This is a genomic window from Jiangella mangrovi (genome assembly GCF_014204975.1).
In the GTDB taxonomy this organism is placed as follows: Bacteria; Actinomycetota; Actinomycetes; order Jiangellales; family Jiangellaceae; genus Jiangella; species Jiangella mangrovi.
This window is the reverse complement of the sequence record NZ_JACHMM010000001.1, coordinates 6,604,633-6,622,120: the sequence shown is the minus strand read 5'-3', so window position 1 is coordinate 6,622,120 and position 17,488 is coordinate 6,604,633. Positions and strand designations below refer to the sequence as shown.

The 17,488-nt window shown below is 73.5% G+C and carries 16 protein-coding genes and 1 pseudogene; 6 read left to right on the top strand and 11 right to left on the bottom strand.

From position 1 onward, the window contains the following. The first annotated feature begins 43 nt into the window (after positions 1-43). Complete coding sequence (locus tag HD601_RS30555; RefSeq protein WP_221441447.1) at positions 44-1,006, top strand: LLM class flavin-dependent oxidoreductase; 963 nt, start codon at positions 44-46, stop codon at positions 1,004-1,006. A 2-nt stretch (positions 1,007-1,008) separates the two neighbouring features. On the opposite strand, the gene HD601_RS30550 is transcribed toward HD601_RS30555, so the two are convergent. Together HD601_RS30550 and HD601_RS30545 are read right to left on the bottom strand one after the other, a co-directional pair. Next, positions 1,009-1,725 carry a Type 1 glutamine amidotransferase-like domain-containing protein gene (locus tag HD601_RS30550; RefSeq protein ID WP_184828434.1) on the bottom strand — a complete coding sequence of 239 codons (717 nt, stop codon included), beginning with the start codon at positions 1,723-1,725 and terminating at the stop codon, positions 1,009-1,011. Next, positions 1,722-2,243 (bottom strand): DedA family protein, encoded by a 522-nt coding sequence (locus HD601_RS30545; protein WP_184828432.1) that lies wholly within the window; start codon positions 2,241-2,243, stop codon positions 1,722-1,724. Before HD601_RS30545 ends, HD601_RS30550 begins: the two co-directional genes overlap by 4 nt. 129 nt (positions 2,244-2,372) lie before the next feature. Here HD601_RS30545 and HD601_RS30540 point away from each other — a divergent pair, with 129 nt between their 5' ends. Further along, positions 2,373-4,331 (top strand): protein kinase domain-containing protein, encoded by a 1,959-nt coding sequence (locus tag HD601_RS30540; RefSeq protein WP_184828430.1) that lies wholly within the window; start codon positions 2,373-2,375, stop codon positions 4,329-4,331. Positions 4,332-4,379: 48 nt separating this feature from the next. Here HD601_RS30540 and HD601_RS30535 read toward each other — a convergent pair whose 3' ends face one another. From HD601_RS30535 to lpdA, 3 genes are all read right to left on the bottom strand, one after another. After that, the gene (locus tag HD601_RS30535) at positions 4,380-5,279 is read right to left on the bottom strand and encodes a TIGR01777 family oxidoreductase (RefSeq protein WP_184828427.1); all 900 of its coding nucleotides are present in this window, start codon (positions 5,277-5,279) and stop codon (positions 4,380-4,382) included. Between the two features lie 5 nt (positions 5,280-5,284). Next, a complete protein-coding gene (gene sucB, locus HD601_RS30530) occupies positions 5,285-7,147 on the bottom strand; it encodes a 2-oxoglutarate dehydrogenase, E2 component, dihydrolipoamide succinyltransferase (RefSeq protein ID WP_184828412.1) in 1,863 nt (620 codons plus the stop codon). Between the two features lie 68 nt (positions 7,148-7,215). Further along, complete coding sequence (gene lpdA, locus HD601_RS30525) at positions 7,216-8,598, bottom strand: dihydrolipoyl dehydrogenase (protein WP_184828410.1); 1,383 nt, start codon at positions 8,596-8,598, stop codon at positions 7,216-7,218. 214 nt (positions 8,599-8,812) lie between these two features. Between lpdA and HD601_RS30520 the strand changes: the two genes are divergently transcribed. After that, entirely contained in the window at positions 8,813-9,136 is a 324-nt protein-coding gene (locus HD601_RS30520; RefSeq protein WP_046770650.1) for a hypothetical protein, read from the top strand. A gap of 37 nt (positions 9,137-9,173) precedes the next feature. Here HD601_RS30520 and HD601_RS30515 read toward each other — a convergent pair whose 3' ends face one another. Next, positions 9,174-10,673 (bottom strand): leucyl aminopeptidase, encoded by a 1,500-nt coding sequence (locus tag HD601_RS30515; protein WP_184828408.1) that lies wholly within the window; start codon positions 10,671-10,673, stop codon positions 9,174-9,176. Positions 10,674-10,716: 43 nt separating this feature from the next. Beyond that, positions 10,717-11,476: pseudogene (locus HD601_RS30510) on the bottom strand (metallophosphoesterase family protein). A gap of 301 nt (positions 11,477-11,777) precedes the next feature. Between HD601_RS30510 and gcvT the strand changes: the two are divergent. Then, positions 11,778-12,878 (top strand): glycine cleavage system aminomethyltransferase GcvT, encoded by a 1,101-nt coding sequence (gene gcvT, locus HD601_RS30505; protein WP_184828406.1) that lies wholly within the window; start codon positions 11,778-11,780, stop codon positions 12,876-12,878. Positions 12,879-12,896: 18 nt separating this feature from the next. Continuing rightward, positions 12,897-13,457, top strand: coding sequence for a chloramphenicol phosphotransferase CPT (gene cpt, locus HD601_RS30500; protein ID WP_184830288.1), 561 nt, complete (start codon positions 12,897-12,899; stop codon positions 13,455-13,457). Here cpt and HD601_RS30495 read toward each other — a convergent pair. Further along, entirely contained in the window at positions 13,413-14,603 is a 1,191-nt protein-coding gene (locus HD601_RS30495) for an MFS transporter (RefSeq protein ID WP_184828404.1), read from the bottom strand. The two genes, cpt and HD601_RS30495, sit on opposite strands and share 45 nt — an antisense overlap. Before the next feature lie 364 nt (positions 14,604-14,967). Here HD601_RS30495 and HD601_RS30490 point away from each other — a divergent pair, with 364 nt between their 5' ends. After that, positions 14,968-15,189 (top strand): hypothetical protein, encoded by a 222-nt coding sequence (locus HD601_RS30490; protein WP_184828402.1) that lies wholly within the window; start codon positions 14,968-14,970, stop codon positions 15,187-15,189. Positions 15,190-15,274: 85 nt separating this feature from the next. Here HD601_RS30490 and HD601_RS30485 read toward each other — a convergent pair whose 3' ends face one another. Genes HD601_RS30485 through HD601_RS30475 form a run of 3 tightly spaced genes read right to left on the bottom strand, consistent with a single transcriptional unit; the run spans position 15,275 to position 17,421 of the window. Beyond that, complete coding sequence (locus HD601_RS30485; protein WP_184828400.1) at positions 15,275-16,276, bottom strand: aldo/keto reductase family protein; 1,002 nt, start codon at positions 16,274-16,276, stop codon at positions 15,275-15,277. A 54-nt stretch (positions 16,277-16,330) separates the two neighbouring features. Beyond that, on the bottom strand, positions 16,331-16,837 hold the full coding sequence (locus tag HD601_RS30480; RefSeq protein ID WP_221441444.1) for a GNAT family N-acetyltransferase: 507 nt from the start codon (positions 16,835-16,837) through the stop codon (positions 16,331-16,333). Then, complete coding sequence (locus tag HD601_RS30475) at positions 16,834-17,421, bottom strand: DUF3043 domain-containing protein (RefSeq protein WP_184828398.1); 588 nt, start codon at positions 17,419-17,421, stop codon at positions 16,834-16,836. The genes HD601_RS30480 and HD601_RS30475 overlap by 4 nt, the downstream gene beginning before the upstream one ends. Positions 17,422-17,488 lie beyond the last annotated feature (67 nt).

The window sequence follows — 17,488 nt, the reverse complement described above, 5'->3', positions numbered from 1 at the left end:
ATTCCGCGGAGTACCCCTGTCCGTTCTCGATCTGGCTCCCGTGGTGACGGGGTCGACCCCGTCGGCGGCCCTGGCGAACACGCTGGAGCTGGCCCGGCTCGCCGACGGCCTGGGCTTCCGGCGCTACTGGCTGGCCGAGCACCACAACATGCCGGGCATCGCCAGTTCGTCGCCGCCCATCCTCATCGGGGCGGTGGCCGCGGCGACGTCGTCGATCCGGGTCGGCTCGGGCGGGGTCATGCTGCCGAACCACATGCCGCTGGTGGTCGCCGAGCAGTTCGGCACGCTCGAGGCGCTGCACCCGGGCCGGATCGACCTCGGCATCGGCCGGGCGCCGGGGACGGACGGCCTGACGGCGCACGCACTGCGGGGGAGCAGCGACCCGCGCCTGGTCGAGGAGTTCCCGCAGCACCTGGCCCAGGTCCGGGCGTTCTTCTCCGGCGACTGGCCCGCCGACCATCCCTACGCGGCGATCACGGCGACGCCGGGGCGGGGCGCCGACGTGCCGGTGTGGCTGCTCGGGTCCAGCGACTACAGCGCCCAGGCCGCCGCCGCGCTGGGGCTGCCGTTCTCGTTCGCGCACCACTTCAGCTCGGCCAACACCGTTCCGGCGCTGAAGCTCTATCGCGACCGGTACGAGCCGTCGGCCGCCCATCCCGCGCCGTACGCGATGGTGGCGGTCAGCGTCGTGCTGGCCGAGTCCGACGAGCGGGCCGAGTGGCTGGCCGCGCCGATGAAGCTGTCGATGCTGCGGCTGCGGACGGGGAGGCCGGGGCCGCTGCCGACGCCCGAGGAGGCCGCGGAGCACGAGTTCACCCCGGCCGAGCTGGAGATGATGGCGCCGTTCCTGGGCGGGCAGATCGCGGGCGGGCCGGACACCGTCCGCCGCGAGCTGGAGTCGCTGCTGGACCGGACGGCGGCCGACGAGCTCATGGTCGTCACGACGGTGACCCCGCAGGCCGAGCGGCTGCGGTCGTACGAGCTGCTGGCCTCGCTGCTGCCCTGACGTCAGACGGCGGCGGCGTCGAGCACCGTCTCCTTGGCCTCGCCGCCGGCCGCCTCGACGAGGTAGCCGCGGGCGCCCTCGCGCTCGGAGTGGACGGCGACCAGCTCCGTCCCGCGATACTGCAGGCCGGCGCCGTCGTCCGTGGCGTACGAGGTGGGCAGGACGCCGTCGGCGACCAGCCGGTGCAGGAGCGGGCGGCGCTGCTCCTCGGAGTCGTAGTGCACGCCGTTGCCGTACGGCAGCAGTGCGAGCCCGTCGGCGACGGCGCGCAGCCGCGGTCCGAACGAGTCGGTCGGCCCGCCCGCGTGCCAGCAGATCGACCCCGCGGACACTCCGGCCAGCACGACACCGGCCTCCCAGGCCTCGCGCATGACGTCGTCGAGTCCGTGCAGCCGCCACATGGCCAGGAGCCCGGCGACCGAGCCGCCGCCGACCCACAGCACGTCCTGCGCCAGCACGTGCTCCCGGACGTCCTCGACGTTCGGCATCGGGAACAGGCTCAGGTGCGACACGTCGACCGACCAGCCCGCGAACGCCGCGTAGGTGACCTGCACGTAGCTCACGCTGTCGCCGGACGCCGTCGGCAGGAAGCAGAGCTTCGGCCGGTCGGCGCCGGTGAGCCGCAGCGCGAGCTTCGCGAGCCCCGTCGGCCGCAGGTTGTCGCGGGCGTCGCGGGCGAACCCGCCGCTGGTGGCGAGGACGGTGGGGGTGCGGGTCATCGGGCCTCCTGGTCGTGGACGAGCGCCTGGCGTGCCCGCCGCCGACGGTACCCGAGCACGACGGCGACGACGGCCAGTGCCGCGAGCAGGACGGCGGCCACGGTCAGCGGGGCCGCCGAGGCGAGCTCGGCCGCTCCCCACGCCACGCTCAGCCCGCCGACGGTCCAGATGACCGCCCAGAGCGCGGACCCGACGAGCATGGCGGTCAGGTAGCGGCCGAACGGCATGCGGGTGGCGCCGGCGACGGCGTTGACGGCGGTCTGGACGCCGATGGTGAGGAACGACAGCGTGACGGCGACCGGCCCGTACCGCGCGACGACGCGTTCGGCGCGGGCCAGGCGGTTGCGGCCGACCCGGTCGCCCCAGCGCGACCGGGCGATCCCCGTCCCGGCGGCGCGGCCCAGCCAGTAGGTCGCCTGGGCGCGCGCGACCACGATGCCGAACATGACCGCGACGCCGATCCAGAGGGGCAGTCCGAACGGGCTCTCGGGGGCGGCGAGCGGCGTGACCCCGTCCATGCCCGGCATCGTAATCACCTTTCGCGACACGCCAGGTGAAGCATCCGGGCATGAACTGTGACACCGCCCCTGCGGACTTGTGACACGGCCGATGAGGCATCCGGGCCCGAGGTTTGCAACGATGGGCCGATGCAGGGTCTCGAGACTCCCGCGGGTTACACCATCACCCGACGGCTCGGCTCCGACGCGTCGGCGATGTTTCTCGCGCGAGAGGACGCGACCGGTGCGTCCGTCACCCTGCGCTTCGTCGGCCAGCCCGACCGCCAGGTGCGCGACCGGCTCCGCCTCTCCGCGGCGGCGCTGCGCTCCATCGACCACCCGCACGTCATCGAGTTCCTCGACATCGTCGACGGCCCGGGCGGCGTGGTCGTCGTGCTGGGCGCGGCCGAGGGCGGCAGCCTGGCCGGCATCATCGGCGCGCGCGGCGTGCTGCCGGCCGGCGAGGTCGTGACGGCGTGCGCTCCGGTCGCCGAGGGCCTCACCGAGGTGCACCGCCGCGGGCTCGTCCATGGCGACCTCACGCTCGACGACATCGTCTTCAGCCTCGACGGGCGGCCCATGGTCGCCGGTATCGGGCTGGTCCAGGCCGGCGTCCCGCTGCGGGTCGGGCAGCGCGCCCGGCCGGTGCCGCCCGAGGTCCAGGCCGGCACGCCGCCCGGCCCGCCGGCCGACGTGTACGGGCTGGTCACGGCCGCCGTCGTCGCCCTGACGGGGTACCTGCCGTCCGCGCGGCTGTCGCTGCCCGCCGTCCCGCCGGCCACCCAGGCGCTGCTGGCCAGTGCGCTCGACCCGGTGCCCAACCGCCGTCCGCCCGTCAGCAGCATCGGCAACGTCTTCTTCGCCGTCGCCGACCCCGCCCCCGTCGAGCTCGTCCTCGAAGAGGGCCACGCGACGACGGGCACCCTGCGGCCGGTCCTCGACGCGCCGGCCATGGGCGCCGACGACGACGTGGCGGCCTTCATGCGCCGCTCCACCGCCACCGGCCGGCGCGCCCGCCGCCGGGCCGAGTCCGGCGACCAGCGCGAGGTCCCCGAGGTCGGCACGCCGGGCGCCATCGGCGGCCTGGTGGCGCCGGCGGGCGCCCCGGGTGCTGCCGGGCCCGGTGTCGCGGGCGCGGTGCCGGGTGGCGCCGGGGTGAGCCCGACGGCGCCCACCGGACCGATCAGCACCCCCCGCCGCGGCCGCCGCGGACGGGGCGAGGAGTCCCCGGCCGGCCCGGGCGGGCCCGCGCCCGCTGCCGCGGGACCGGGCGGCGCCGGGCAGGGTGGTCCTGGGCCTGGTGGCGCCGGACCGGGTGGTCCCGGCGGACGTGGCGGCGCCGGCGGGCGTGGTGGCCGCGGCGGCATCGACGACGGCGCGAACGTGCCGGTTCCCGACGGCGTGCTGGCGGGCGAGCGGCGCCGCAGCCGCAGCCCGAGCGAGGTCCTGGCCGCGGCTCCGGCGGCGAAGGAGTCGCGCCGCGGCGGGCCGCCCGCCTCCGACGACCACGGCGGCGGTGGTGGCACGAAGCGCAAGGACCGCCTGTGGGTGGTCAGCACGCTGGTCGCCTTGTTGGTGGTCGCGGGCGTGGCGATCGTCGGCTGGCGCATCTTCGGCGACGACACCCCGACGGACGGCCCCGGCAACGGGTCCAGCCCCGACTCCACCGTCGCGTCGACGGACCTCTGCGGCGGACCGCAGCCCGCGCCCACCGCGCCTCCGCCCGCCGTCACCGACTGGACGCAAGAGGTCCAGCGGCTGTACTCGCTGCGGGCGCAGGCGTTCGAGGAGAGCAACCCCGAGCTGCTGTGCCAGGTGCACGCCCCGACCAACTCCATCCTCACCGACGACGCCGAGCTGCTCGAGGAGTACGCCGACGCCGGCGTCCACACCGAGGGGCTCACGTTCGAGGTGGTCAACGCCGAGCTGGTCTCCCAGGAGGGCGGCCGGGCGACGGTCACCATCACCCAGCGCATCCCCGACTACACACTGGTCAACGAGGACGGCGAGGTCGAGCAGGAGATCGCCGGCACCGAGGAGCAGACCTGGGACGCCGACCTGGTCGCGGTCGCCAATCCCGATGGGACGACGTCCTGGCGGTTCGGCTAGCCGGTTCTGCGGTGGGGTCCAGATCCGCCGGCGGGCTGCTGAACGTGGTCAATTCCGGGGGAGGGCGGCTTTGATGATCGCGCGCGTGTCGGGGTGGTCGAACGCGAACCCGGCTTCGGTCAGCCGCGTGGGGAGGATCCGCAGGCTGCCCAGCAGCTCCGACGACGCCTCGCCCAGCGCCACCTGTAGGCCGATCCCCGGCACGGGCAGCAGCCGCGGGCGGTGCAGCTCGTCGGCCAGGACGCGGCTGAACTCGCCGTTCGACACCGGAGCCGGGCAGCAGACGTTGTACGGGCCCACGCACCCGTGCTGCTCGACCATGAACCGCAGCGCCCGCACCACGTCGTGCAGCGAGACGGGGCTCCAGAACTGCTCCCCGGTCCCGAAGTGCCCGCCCAGCCCGAGCCGGAACAGCGGCAGCAGCGGCTTCAACGCGCCCCCGCCGGGTCCGATGACCAGCCCGAACCGGGGGTGGCAGACGGCGATGTCGGCGGCCCGGGCGGGGGCGGCGGCGTGCTCCCAGTCCTGGCACAGCCGGGCGAGGAAGCCGTCGCCGGGCTCGGACTCCTCGTCCAGCACCTCGCGCCCGCGGTCGGGGCCGTAGAAGCCCATCGCCGACGCCGACACGAAGACCCGGGGCCGGGTCGCGAGCCCCGTCAGGGCCGACGCGAGCACCGTCGTCGACCGGATGCGGCTGTGGTGCAGCTGCTTCTTGAACCGCCGCGTCCACCGCCGCGAGCCCACGTTGATGCCGCCCAGGTGGACCACGGCCTCGACGCCGGCCAGCCGCGCCAGTGGGACCACGCCCTGCTCGGGGTCCCACTGGGCCTCGTTCGCGGCCGCCGGGCGGTGCCGGACCAGCCGGACGACCTCGTGCCCGGCCGCCGACAGCCCGGCGACCAGCGCCGTGCCGATGAACCCGCTGGAACCCGCGACGGCGACCCGCACGTCGCTTACAGGCCCAGGTCGGCCTCGAACGCGCCGCCCTCGAGCCGCTTCTTCACCGTGCCGAGGAACCGCGCGGCGTCGGCGCCGTCGATGAGCCGGTGGTCGTAGCTCAGCGCGAAGTACACCATGTGCCGAACGGCGATGGTCTCGCCCAGGTTGGGGTCGTCGACGACCATGGGCCGCTTGACGACGGCGCCGGTGCCCAGGATCGCGACCTGCGGCTGGAAGAAGATCGGCGTGTCGAACAGCGCGCCGCGGCTGCCGGTGTTGGTCAGCGTGAACGTGCCGCCGGTGATCTCGTCGGGCGTGAGCTTGCCGGTGCGCGCCTTCTCGGCCACCTCGGCGATCTTGCGGGCCAGCCCGGCGATGTTGAGGTCGCCTGCGTCCTTGACGACGGGGACCAGCAGGCCCTGCTCGGTGTCGACGGCGACGACGAGGTTCTCGCGGTCGTGGTAGGTGACCTCGCCCTTCTCGACGTCGATGGACGCGTTGATCTTCGGGTGCGCCTTGAGCGCCTCGACCGCGGCCTTCGCGAAGAACGGCAGGAACGACAGCTTGACGCCCTCGCGTGCCGCGAAGTCGGCCTTCTGCCGGTCGCGCAGCCGGGCCAGCGTCGTGATGTCGATCTCGATGACGGTGGTGAGCTGCGCGGTCTCCTGCAGCGACTCGTGCACGCGCTTGGCGATGACCTTGCGCATGCGGGTCAGCTTCTCGGTGGTGCCACGCAGCGGCGACGGCTCGACCGACTCGGCCGCCGCGGCGGGCTGGGCCGCGGGGGCGGGGGCCGACGGCGCCGGCTGTGCGGCCGCCGCCTTGGCCGCCTCGGCCGCCGCGAGCACGTCCTGCTTGCGGACCCGGCCGCCGACGCCGGTGCCCTGGACGGAGCCGAGGTCGACGTTGTGCTCGGCGGCGAGCTTGCGGACCAGCGGCGTGACGTAGGTGGCGCCGTTGCCCGACGGGGCCGGGGCGGGCGTCGGCTGCGCCGGAGCGACGGGGCGCTGCGCCTGCTGGACCTCTTCGGACGGCGTGGTGGTGGAGGCCTGCGGGCCCGGGGTCTGTGCGGCCTGCGGAACCGGCTGCTCGGCCGGCGCGGGAGCCGGCGCCTCCTGGGCGGGAGCCTCCTGGGCCGGAGCTTCCTGGGCGGGGGCAGCCGGAGCCGGCGACGGAGCCGAGGCGCCGTTGCCGCCCGACGTGCCCACGAGCGCGAGCACGGCGCCGACCTCGACGGTCTCGTCCTCGGAGACCTTGATCTCGAGCAGGGTGCCCGCGACCGGCGACGGGATCTCGGTGTCGACCTTGTCGGTGGAGATCTCGAGGAGCGGCTCGTCGACCGCGACGGTGTCGCCCGGCTGCTTGAGCCAGCGCGTGACGGTGCCCTCGGTGACGCTCTCGCCCAGCGCCGGCAGCGTGATGGGCGTGCTCTCGCCCGAGCCGCTCGCACCGTTGCCCGACGGAGCCGGCTCGGCGGCGGGCGCCTCGGCGGCGGGCGCCTCGGCCTCGGCGGCCGGCGCGGCCGGAGCCTGCTCAGCGGCCGGAGCGGACTCCTGGGCCGGGGCCTCCTCCGCCGGCGCCTCGGCCTCGGCCGCAGCCGACTCCTGGCCGCCGCTGGCGCCGTCGCCGCTGGACTCGCCCGCCTCGCCGATGACCGCGAGCTCGGCGCCGACCTCGACGGTCTCGTCCTCGGCGACCTTGATCTCGAGCAGCGTGCCGGCGACCGGCGACGGGATCTCGGTGTCGACCTTGTCCGTCGAGATCTCGAGCAATGGCTCGTCGACGGCGACCGTGTCGCCCGGCTGCTTGAGCCAGCGCGTGACCGTGCCCTCGGTGACGCTCTCGCCGAGTGCGGGCAAGGTGACGGAGGTTGCCATCGTCTGTCCTCTCGAGTCCTACATACCGTCTTCGCTACAAGGCCGAGGCAAGCTTATGCCCCGGCAGGTCAGCCGTGGACGTGCAACGGCTTGCCGGCGAGCGCCATGTGCGCCTCGCCCAGCGCCTCGCTCTGCGTGGGGTGCGGGTGGATCTGCTGGGCGACCTCGTAGGGCATGGCCTCCCAGTTGTAGATGAGCTGGGCCTCGCCGATGAGCTCGCCGACCCGCGCGCCCACCAGGTGGATGCCGATGACGGGGCCGTCCTTCTCGCGGACGACCTTGGCGAAGCCCTGAGTCTTGAGGATCTGGCTCTTGCCGTTGCCCGCGAGGTTGTACTCGAACGCCTGGACCTTGTCGTCGCCCAGGCGCTCCTTGGCCTGCGCCTCGGTGAGCCCGACGGAGGCGACCTCGGGGTCGCAGTAGGTGACCTTGGGGATGCCGAGGTCGTCGACCGGGACCGGGTTGAGGCCGGCGATGTGCTCGGCCACGAAGATGCCGTGCGCGAAGCCGCGGTGGGCGAGCTGCAGGCCGGGGACGAGGTCGCCGACGGCGTAGACGTTCGGCACCGACGTGCGCAGCCGCTCGTCGGTGACGACGAAGCCGCGGTCGAGCGTGATGCCGTTCTCCTCGTAGCCGAGGTTCTCGGTGACCGGGCCGCGTCCGACGGCGACCAGCAGCACCTCGGCGTCGATGGTCTCGCCGTTCTCGAGCGACACGGTGACGCCGCCGTCGCGCTTCTCGACGCCGGCGAACCGGACGCCGGTCTTGAAGCCGATGCCGCGCTTGCGGAACGTGCGCTCGACGACCTTCGACGACGCCTCGTCCTCGGCCGGGACCAGCCGGGGGAGCGCCTCGACGATGGTGACCTCGGCGCCGAACGAACGCCACACGCTGGCGAACTCGACGCCGATGACGCCGCCGCCGAGCACGACCACCGACGAGGGCACGCGGTCGAGGGCGAGCGCCTCGGTGCTGCTGAGGACATGGGTGCCGTCGATCTCGAGACCGGGCAGCGAGCGGGAGCGCGAGCCGGTGGCCAGGATGACGTTGCGGCCCTCGTACCGGGTGCCGTCGACCTCGACGGCGTTGGGCGCGACCAGCTGGCCCTCGCCCTCGATGAGCGTGACCTTGTTGGCCTTGACCAGGCCCTGCAGGCCCTTGTACAGCCGCGCGACGATGCCGTCCTTGTAGGCGTTGACGCCCGGCATGTCGATGCCCTCGAACGAGGTCTTGACCCCGAACTGCTCGCTCTCGCGGGACTGGTCGGCCACCTCGGCGGCGTGCAGCAGCGCCTTGGTCGGGATGCAGCCGTTGTGCAGGCAGGTGCCGCCGACCTTGTCCTTCTCGATCAGGGCGACGTTCAGCCCCAGCCCGCTGGCGCGCAGAGCCGCGGCGTAACCGCCGCTTCCGCCGCCGAGGATGAGGACGTCGAATGCGGCGGTGTCGGCCACGGTGGTGCTCCTCGATGTCGTCGGTGTCGTCGAGACGTCTGTCGCGGGTGGCTCCGGCCGGGATCGGCCCTCCGGAGCTCCTTCCACGTCAACAGCATCCTTCCATCTGCTGTTCCGACACCATTCACCGGACCGGAACGTTGCACTGTGGGGAGGTACTGTCGCGATACGGTCCTGGTTTCCACCAGGCGAACGAGACTCGGAGGTCGACACGATGGGGTTGTTCCGGCGACGGCGGAAGAGCGCCGAAGGCAGCTTGGACCGCGCTGCCGACTCCGCCGACGTCAAGCACCTCGAGGAGTTCGCCCGGACCCGCCGCGGCGTCGAGGCGTTCGTCGAGCCGCCGACCACCATGACGGCCACCACCGTCGTCTTCGTCGCCCACGACGGCGAGTGGACCCGCCGCCGGGTGCGCGACGCCGCCGCGGCGCACGGGCTGGCCCGCAAGCTCGGCATCCCCGCCTACGACGCGCAGGTCGTCGGCTACCCGCAGCGCATGCGCGACTGGAACCGCAAGAACGGCGGCCGGGGGGCCTGAGCCCCCGCGAACCGCACGCTCACGCCGTCGTCGACCGTCAGATGACGCCGTCGGCGACGTCCTCGACCAGCTGCACCAGGGTGCGCACGCCGGCGCCGGTGCCGCCCTTGGGGGTGTAGCCGAACGCCTTGTCGCTGAACGCCGGGCCGGCGATGTCGAGGTGCGCCCAGCCGATGCCGTCGGCGACGAACTCCTGCAGGAACAGCCCGCCCTGCAGCGCGCCGCCCCAGCGGTCGCCGATGTTGGCGATGTCGGCGATGGGGGAGTCGAGCTTCTCGCGCATGTCGGCCGGCAGCGGCAGCGGCCACATGGCCTCGCCGGCGCGGCCCGCGGCGTCGTGGATGCGGGCGCCGAGGTCGTCGTCGTTGGCCATGATGCCGGAGACCCGCTTGCCCAGTGCGACGACGGCGGCGCCGGTCAGCGTGGCGACGTCGATGATGAGGTCGGGCTCGTCCTCGGCGGCGCGCACGATGCCGTCGGCCAGCACGAGGCGGCCCTCGGCGTCGGTGTTGAGCACCTCGACGGTCTTGCCGCCGTAGATCGTGATGACGTCCGACGGTCGCTGGGCGCTGCCCGACGGCATGTTCTCGGCCATGGCGGCGTACGCGGTGACGGCGACCTTGGTGCCGAGCTGGGCGATGGCGTGGATGGCGGCGACGACGGCCGCGGCGCCGCTCATGTCGCTCTTCATCTCGACCATGCTGTCGGCCGGCTTGAGCGAGAGACCGCCGGAGTCGAACGTGATGCCCTTGCCGACGAGCGCGACGTGCTTCTTCGCCCGCGACGGCCGGTAGGCGACGCGGACCAGCCGCGGCGGGTGCGCCGAGCCCTGCCCGACGCCGATGAGGCCGCCGTAGCCGCCCTTGGCCAGCGCCTTCTCGTCGAGCACCTCGACGTCGAGCTTGACGCTCTTGGCCAGCTTGGTGGCGGCCTCGGCGAACGTGGCCGGGGTGAGGTCGCGCGGCGGGAGGTTGACCCAGTCGCGGGCGCGGTTGACGGCCGTGGAGACGGCCTCGGCGCGGGTGACCGCCTCTTTGACGCCCTTGGCCTTGATGCCCGGGCCGATCAGCGTGACCGACGCCAGGGGGGCCTTCGGCTCGCCGCTCTTGTACTGGTCGAACGAGTAGCCGCCGAGCAGCAGGCCCTCGACCACGGCGGCGGCGTCCTGCTCGTCGAGGACGGGCAGCGCCACGGCCGCGGACTGCGTGCCGGCCAGCGCGCGGGCGGCGGCACCGGCGGCGCGGCGCAGTGACTCGTGGCGGGCGGGCGTGCCGGGCTCGGCCAGCGGCCCGGTCCCGACGGCGACCAGCAGGCCGGCCTTCGCGGCGCCCATGGCCGGCAGCTTCGTGACCTCGTCGGCCTTGCCCGCGGCGCCGAGCTGCCCCAGCAGCTCTGCCAGCGAGCCCTTGAGGGCCTTGTCGAGGGATTCGCTGCCCGGCAGCAGGGCGACCTCGTCGTCGCCCGGGGCCACACCCACGACGACGGCGTCGACCTTGAGGCCGGTCGGGGCGGCGGAGGACAGGGCAATGCTGGTCACGGTTCTCCTGACAGTCGCTCGTTTCAGTTGATTCCGCCCGATGCTACCGCCGGGTCGCCTCGCGGCCGTCTCGCGGTGCGAACACCGTCAGGGCCTCGGCATCGGAGTGGACGGTGCGCGCATAGGCGTCCGCCCATTCCGCCCGGGCCGGGTATGCGCTGGCCGCGACGACGGCGTCGGCCAGCGCCTCGAGGTCCGCGGCGGTGGCCCGCAGCGTCACGACGCCGTCGCGCAGCAGCGCCCAGTGCGGGCCGGGTCGGCCGTACGGCATGCCCGCGCTGCCGGGGTTGACGACCAGCCGGCGGTCGACCAGCCGCTGGAACGGCATGTGCGTGTGGCCGCAGACGACGGTGCGGACGTCGGGCGGGACGGTGGACAGGACCTCCGCCCAGCGCGCCAGCGAGCTGTCGACCAGCACCACCTCGTCGTCGTCGCGCGGCGTGCCGTGGCAGAACAGCACCGGCCCGAACCCGTCGACGTCGAGCGTCACCGGGTGCGGCAGGCTCGCCAGCAGCTCGACCTGGTCCGGCCGCAGCTGCCGCCCGGCCCAGTCGGACACGTCGATGCCCGACGTGCCGCCGCGGGCGACGGCGACCAGCTCGCGGTCGGCGTTGCCGCGCCCAGACGACGCGCTCACCCTCGGCGACCAGCCGGTCCAGCGTCTCGACCGGCGGCGGCCCGGCCGCGATGTCGCCGGTGAGCACGATCCGCTCGGCCGCCCGCACGTCGGGCTCGGCCAGCACCGCCTCGAGTGCGGGCAGGGCGCCGTGGACGTCGGACAGGACGGCGACCGAGGCGACCATCCCCAGAGAATAGGCGGGCGGACCCACCGCCGTTCGCCGGCGCTGCGCTCGCCGCCCTCACCCGAGTTGATCATGGCGAGGATCCGGTTGCCGATGGCTGAGAACCCGATCTTCCGGGCCCTGGACGGTGTGAGATCGGTGCGGCAACGGTGTGGCATCACTGGTGTTCCAGCGACTGTTCCAGCGACAGCAACGCCACACGCACGACGCAGCAATCTCACACCGTTGGCGCCGGAGCTGCTCGGCGACCCGCGCCGCCGTCACCGCTGACGGCGGGTATGGACGCCGTAGGGTGTGCCCCGTGAGCACCGAGAACCTCGCCAGGACGTCCCTGTACGACCGCCACGTGGCGCTGGGCGCCAAGTTCGCCGAGTTCGGCGGCTGGTCCATGCCGCTGCAGTACACCGGCGTCGTCGACGAGCACACCGCGGTGCGCGAGCGGGTCGGGCTGTTCGACGTCAGCCACCTCGGCAAGGCGTCGGTCACCGGGCCGGGCGCGCGGGCGTTCGTCGACTCCTGCCTCACCAACGCGCTGGACAAGATCGGACCGGGACAGGCGCAGTACACGCTGTGCTGCGACGAGTCCGGGGGAGTGGTCGACGACCTCATCGTGTACCTGCGGGCCGACGACGACCTCCTGCTGGTCCCGAACGCCGCCAACAACGCCGAGGTGGTCCGCCGGCTCGCCGCGGCCGCGCCCGGCGGCGTCGAGGTGCGCGACCGGCACCGCGACCACGCCGTCCTCGCCGTGCAGGGCCCGAACAGCGACGAGGTGCTGACCGCGCTCGGGCTGCCGACCGGCCACCCCTACATGTCGTTCGCCGAGACCGCGCACGACGGCGTGCCCCTGGTCGTGTGCCGCACCGGGTACACCGGCGAGCGCGGCTACGAGCTGCTGGTGCCGTGGGACGACGCCGGCACGGTGTGGGACGCGCTGCTGGCGGCCGGCGAGCCGTACGGCATCGCGCCCGCCGGCCTGGGCGCCCGAGACACCCTGCGCACCGAGATGGGCTACCCGCTGCACGGCCAGGACCTCTCCCTCGACATCTCGCCGGTGCAGGCGCGGGCGGGCTGGGCGGTCGGCTGGTCCAAGCCGGCGTTCTGGGGCCGCGACGCGCTGCTGGCCGAGAAGGCGGCCGGACCGGCGCGACGGCTGCAGGGCATCAAGGCACGCGGACGGGGCATCCCGCGGCCGGGCATGACGGTGACGGTCGGCGGCACGCCCGCGGGCACCGTCACCTCGGGCACGTTCTCGCCGACGCTCAAGCAGGGCATCGGCCTGGCGCTGCTGCCACCGGACGTCGCCGAGGGCAGCGAGGTGCGGGTCGACGTGCGCGGGCGGGCCGAGGCCTTCGAGGTCGTGAAGCCGCCGTTCGTGCAGCCGTCGACCAAGGGGAGCTGACCGCTCGCCGTGACGCGGGTGATCGTCCTCAACGGCGGCTCCAGCTCGGGCACCACCGCGCTGGCCCGGTCGCTGCAGGCAGCGTTGCCCCACCCCTGGCTGCTCCTCGGCGTCGACACCTTGATCGACGCGATGCCGGCGGCCATGCAGGGTGACGACGGCGACGGCATCGGCTTCCCGGACGGCGGCGAGGTCGTCGTCGGGCCGGGGTTCCGGGCCCTCGAGGACGCCTGGATCGCCGGGGTCGCAGCCATGGCCCGCGCCGGCGCGCACGTCATCGTCGACGAGGTCTTCCTGGGCGGGGCGCAGTCGCAGGAGCGGTGGCGGCGCGCGCTCGACGGCGTCGGCGTGCTCTGGGTGGGGGTCCGCTGCGACGCCGCCGAGGCGGCCCGGCGCGAGGCCGCGCGCGGCGACCGCGTCGCCGGCATGGCGGCGGCCCAGGCCGAGCTGGTGCACCGTGGTGTGACCTACGACCTCGAGGTCGACACCACCCGCACCTCCCCGCCGGACTGCGCGCGGACGATCGCGGCGGCCCTAGTCCTCGGCGACCTCGAGGTGCCGCGGCGCCGTCCGCAGTGACGAGAACCAGGCGACCAGCGCGGCGGCCGCGAGCGACAGCTGGCTCAGGAACAGCGCCTCGTCGGTGTCGAGGGCGCCGGCCAGCGCTCCGGCGACCAACGCGCCGAGGGGGTAGCCGAGCCCGAACGTGACCATGCGCCCCGCCGTCATGACCCGGCTCATCAGCGGCTCCGGCGTGACCTGCTGGCGCAGCGTCACCGAGACCGTCGCGATGACGACGTAGCCGATGGACCAGGCGATGATGGCCAGCGCTCCGGCGACCCAGCCGTCGGCCAGGGCCAGCGCGACACCCGTGGCGGCGGCGAACGGCAGCGCGACCAGCGCGGCCCGGACGCCGCCCAGCCGGTGCATGAGCTGCGGCACGATGACGCTGCCGATGACCCCGCCGACGCCCCAGGCGCCGAAGAGCATGCCCAGCCGCCAGTCGCCCTCCTGGACGCCGAGCGTGCGGTCGGCCCAGACGACGAGGATGGCCATGAGGGCGCCCGCGCTGAAGGCGACCAGGATGCCGATGACGATCATCACCCGCACGATCGGGTGGCGCAGGATGAACCGCGTCCCCTCGGCGACGGCGCTGAGCCGCAGCGGGTTGACGCGGTCGCGTGCGCCGCTCAGGGGCCGGGTGATGCTGCGGATGAGCAGGGCCGATGCCACGAACGTCAGCACGTCGACGGCGATGATCGAGGCCGGCGACACGACGACGATGAGCGCGCCGGCCGCCATGGGGACCACGGTCTCGGCCACCGTGCTGCCGCCGAACACGAGGGCGTTGGCCGCCGGCAGCCGGTCGCGGCCGACCAGGCTGGGCAGCGCGCCCTGGTTGGCGGCGTCGAAGAACACGAAGATCGTCCGGACGCCGAACGCCGCGATGAGGACGTGGGCCGCGGTGAGGGCGTCGAGCCAGTAGGCGACGGGGACCGTGGCGAGGGCGACCGCGGCGAGGAGGTCGGCACCGACCATGACGCGGCGCCGGTCGACGTGGTCGGCCAGCGCGCCGGCCCACAGGCCGAAGATCAGGTACGGCACCGCTTCGGCGACGATCACCAGCGAGGTCCACGTGGCCGACCCGGTGATGCCGTAGATCAGCACGGGCATGGCGATGAACGTGACCGCCGAACCGGTCAGCGAGATGATGCGCGCCGCCACGTACCGGAAGACATCCGGATCGCTGAGCAGACGCGCGCGCCGCGTAGGCGCTGAACTACTCACGTCGATGTACCCCCGCCCCCCGCGGCAAACTGAACTTTACGCGGAAGGCAACAGCATGACGCGTGACTTGTCAAGGCGCGCCTGGGCGCGTCAGCGAGGACCTGAATCGGGCGCGTCGTTGCCGTCCCCTGCGCGGCAACGACGCGCCCTTGTACCCGTCAAGACAGAGCAGGCGCGCGATCATGACGCCCGCTCGCGAGGAATTTTCGTGTGACGTGGGCAACACGAGGCCGGTGGTCGTTCCGTCGGTGCCGGACCGTACTGTCGGGGCGGAGAGAACGGCGCTGATGGGGAGGCGAAGATGAGCTGGACGTGGCGGTTCCTGGCGCCGGACGGAGAGCCCGCACCGGGCGTCGACGACGGTGCCGGGCGCTCGGAGGCCGGGTTCCCGACGCAGTCCGACGCCGAGAGCTGGCTGGGCGAGCACTGGCGTGGCCTGGTCGAGGCCGGCGTCGACTCGGTGGTGCTGGTCGAGGACGGCCGCGAGGTCTACGGCCCCATGAGCCTCAAGCCGCCGGACTGACCCGGACATGGAACGGCGAGCCGGTCCGGTGTGGACCGGCTCGCCGTGTCCGGAGAGCCCGTACCCGAAGGGTTCGTGACTGCCGTCAGTACTTCGGCGACCGCTTGGCGGTCTCGGCCGGGTCGCGCACGACGGCGTCGCCCAGCACGTCGTCGATCGCCTTCATCAGGTCCGCCTCGAGCGTGACCCCGCTGGCCTTGACGTTCTCGGTGACCTGCTCGGGCCGCGAGGCGCCGACGATGGCGGCCGCGACGTTGCGGTTCTGCAGCACCCACGCGACCGCGAGCTGGGCGAGCGAGAGCCCGGCCTGGTCGGCGAGCGGCTGCAGCTGCTGCACGCGGCCGAGCACGTCGTCGGTGAGCCAGCGACGGGTGATGTCCGAGCCGCCCGTCGTCATGGCGCCGCGAGAGCCCTCGGGCGCGGCCTGGCCCGGCTGGTACTTGCCGGTGAGCACGCCCTGGGCGATGGGGGAGAAGACGATCTGCGAGACGCCCACCTCCTCCGACGCCGGCACGACCTCGGACTCGATGACCCGCCAGAGCATGGAGTACTCGGGCTGGTTGGAGATGAACGGGATGCGCAGCTCGCGCGCGAGGGCGTGGCCCTGGCGGATCTGCTCGCCGGTCCACTCCGAGACGCCGATGTAGAGGGCCTTGCCGGCGCGGACGAGGTCGGCGAACGCCTCCATCGTCTCCTCGAGCGGCGTGCTCGCGTCGTAGCGGTGCGCCTGGTAGAGGTCGACGTAGTCGACGCCGAGGCGGCGCAGGGAGTTGTCGATCGACTCGTGGATGTGCTTGCGCGACAGGCCGCGGTCGTTGGCGCCGTCGTGACCGGCGGGCCAGAAGACCTTGGTGAAGATCTCGAGCGACTCGCGCCGGATGCCGGCCAGCGCCCGCCCGAGCACCTCTTCGGCGCGGCCGCCCGCGTAGACATCGGCGGTGTCGAACGTGGTGATGCCGGCGTCGAGCGCCGCGCGGACGCAGGCGACGGCGGTGTCGTCCTGCACCTGGGAGCCGTGCGTGATCCAGTTGCCGTACGCGATCTCACTGATCTTGAGGCCGGATCGGCCGAGGCTGCGAAAGTCCATGCACGTGAATCTATCGGTCCGGCGCGGGCGGCTCGTGCCGAGGGTCCCCAGACGTCAGATGTCGTGAGGAAGCAGCAGTTCCTTGGTGAAGAACCGGCTGAACTCGGCGTCGCTGTAGTAGCCGTACGGGTCGGTGGGGACGTACCCGCTGGACTGGTACAGCGACATCGCCTCGGGCTGCTTGAGGCCCGTCTCGAGGACGACCTTGCGGTAGCCGGCCTTGGCGGCCTGCGCCTCGAGCTCGGCCAGCAGCCGGCGGGCGTGGCCGCCGCCGCGGTGGTCGTGGGCTACGTACATGCGCTTGATCTCGGCAACGCCGTCGCCGTGGCGGCGGAACCCGCCCGTGGCGACCGGCTCGTTGCCGACGAACCCGACGAGGAACTGGCCCTCGGGCGGAGTGAAGTCCTCCGGCGCGATGGGCCCGACGTCGGGGTCGCCGTAGCGCTCGGCGTACTCCAGCTGCAGCTCGCTCTCGAGCGCCCGCACGACGGGGTCGGCGTAGCGCAGCGCCCGGATGAACAGGCCGGTGTCGTCGCGGTCGGCCGTGGGCAGGGTGCTCACACGAGCGTCCCGGGCTTGACCTGGGGCTTGGGGAGACGGAGCCGGCGCAGCTGGGTGGCGCGGGTGATGGCGTACAGCACGTGTCCCTTCCCGGGGTCGTCGGGGAAGCGCTTGCGCACCTCACGCTTCACCCGGGACCCGAGGATCGTCAAGTCGACGATGAGCAGCACCATGGCCGCGACCCAGATGACGGTGGACGCGAGCTGGACGACGGGGATGCCGATGAGGCTGGTCAGCAGGATGACCAGGATGAGCGGCAGGAAGAACTCGGCCACCGTGCGCCGGGAGTCGACGTAGTTGCGGACGAAGCGCCGCACGTCGCCCTGGTCGCGCGCGAGGTAGTACTTCTCGTCGCCGGTGTTCATCGCCTCGCGGGTCTTGGCGCGCTCGGTGCGCATGCGCTCGCGGTCGCGGCGCATGGCCTCGCGCCGGTTCAGCGCGGGCCTGACCCGCTGCTTGCGGGCCTTCTCGGCCTCGGAGCGCTTGGGCGTGGGACGGCCCTTGCCACCGGCGCGGCCGGGGGCGTCCGCGGCTTCGGCGGCGGGGACGTCAGCGGTCTCGGGAGAAGTTCGGCGACGGAACACGTTTACAAGGGTAGGACAGTATTCCCACCGGCCCTGCCACGCTTCGCCCCCTACGCCGTAGGGTTGG

Bases quoted from the DNA above. Each gene is read 5' to 3' on its own strand.
- HD601_RS30540 (WP_184828430.1), top strand. From the start codon at position 2,373: ATGCAGGGTCTCGAGACTCCCGCGGGTTACACCATCACCCGACGGCTC.
- HD601_RS30520 (WP_046770650.1), top strand. From the start codon at position 8,813: ATGGGGTTGTTCCGGCGACGGCGGAAGAGCGCCGAAGGCAGCTTGGAC.
- HD601_RS30485 (WP_184828400.1), bottom strand. From the start codon at position 16,276: ATGGACTTTCGCAGCCTCGGCCGATCCGGCCTCAAGATCAGTGAGATC.
- HD601_RS30545 (WP_184828432.1), bottom strand. From the start codon at position 2,243: ATGGACGGGGTCACGCCGCTCGCCGCCCCCGAGAGCCCGTTCGGACTG.
- HD601_RS30490 (WP_184828402.1), top strand. From the start codon at position 14,968: ATGAGCTGGACGTGGCGGTTCCTGGCGCCGGACGGAGAGCCCGCACCG.
- HD601_RS30550 (WP_184828434.1), bottom strand. From the start codon at position 1,725: ATGACCCGCACCCCCACCGTCCTCGCCACCAGCGGCGGGTTCGCCCGC.
- sucB (WP_184828412.1), bottom strand. From the start codon at position 7,147: ATGGCAACCTCCGTCACCTTGCCCGCACTCGGCGAGAGCGTCACCGAG.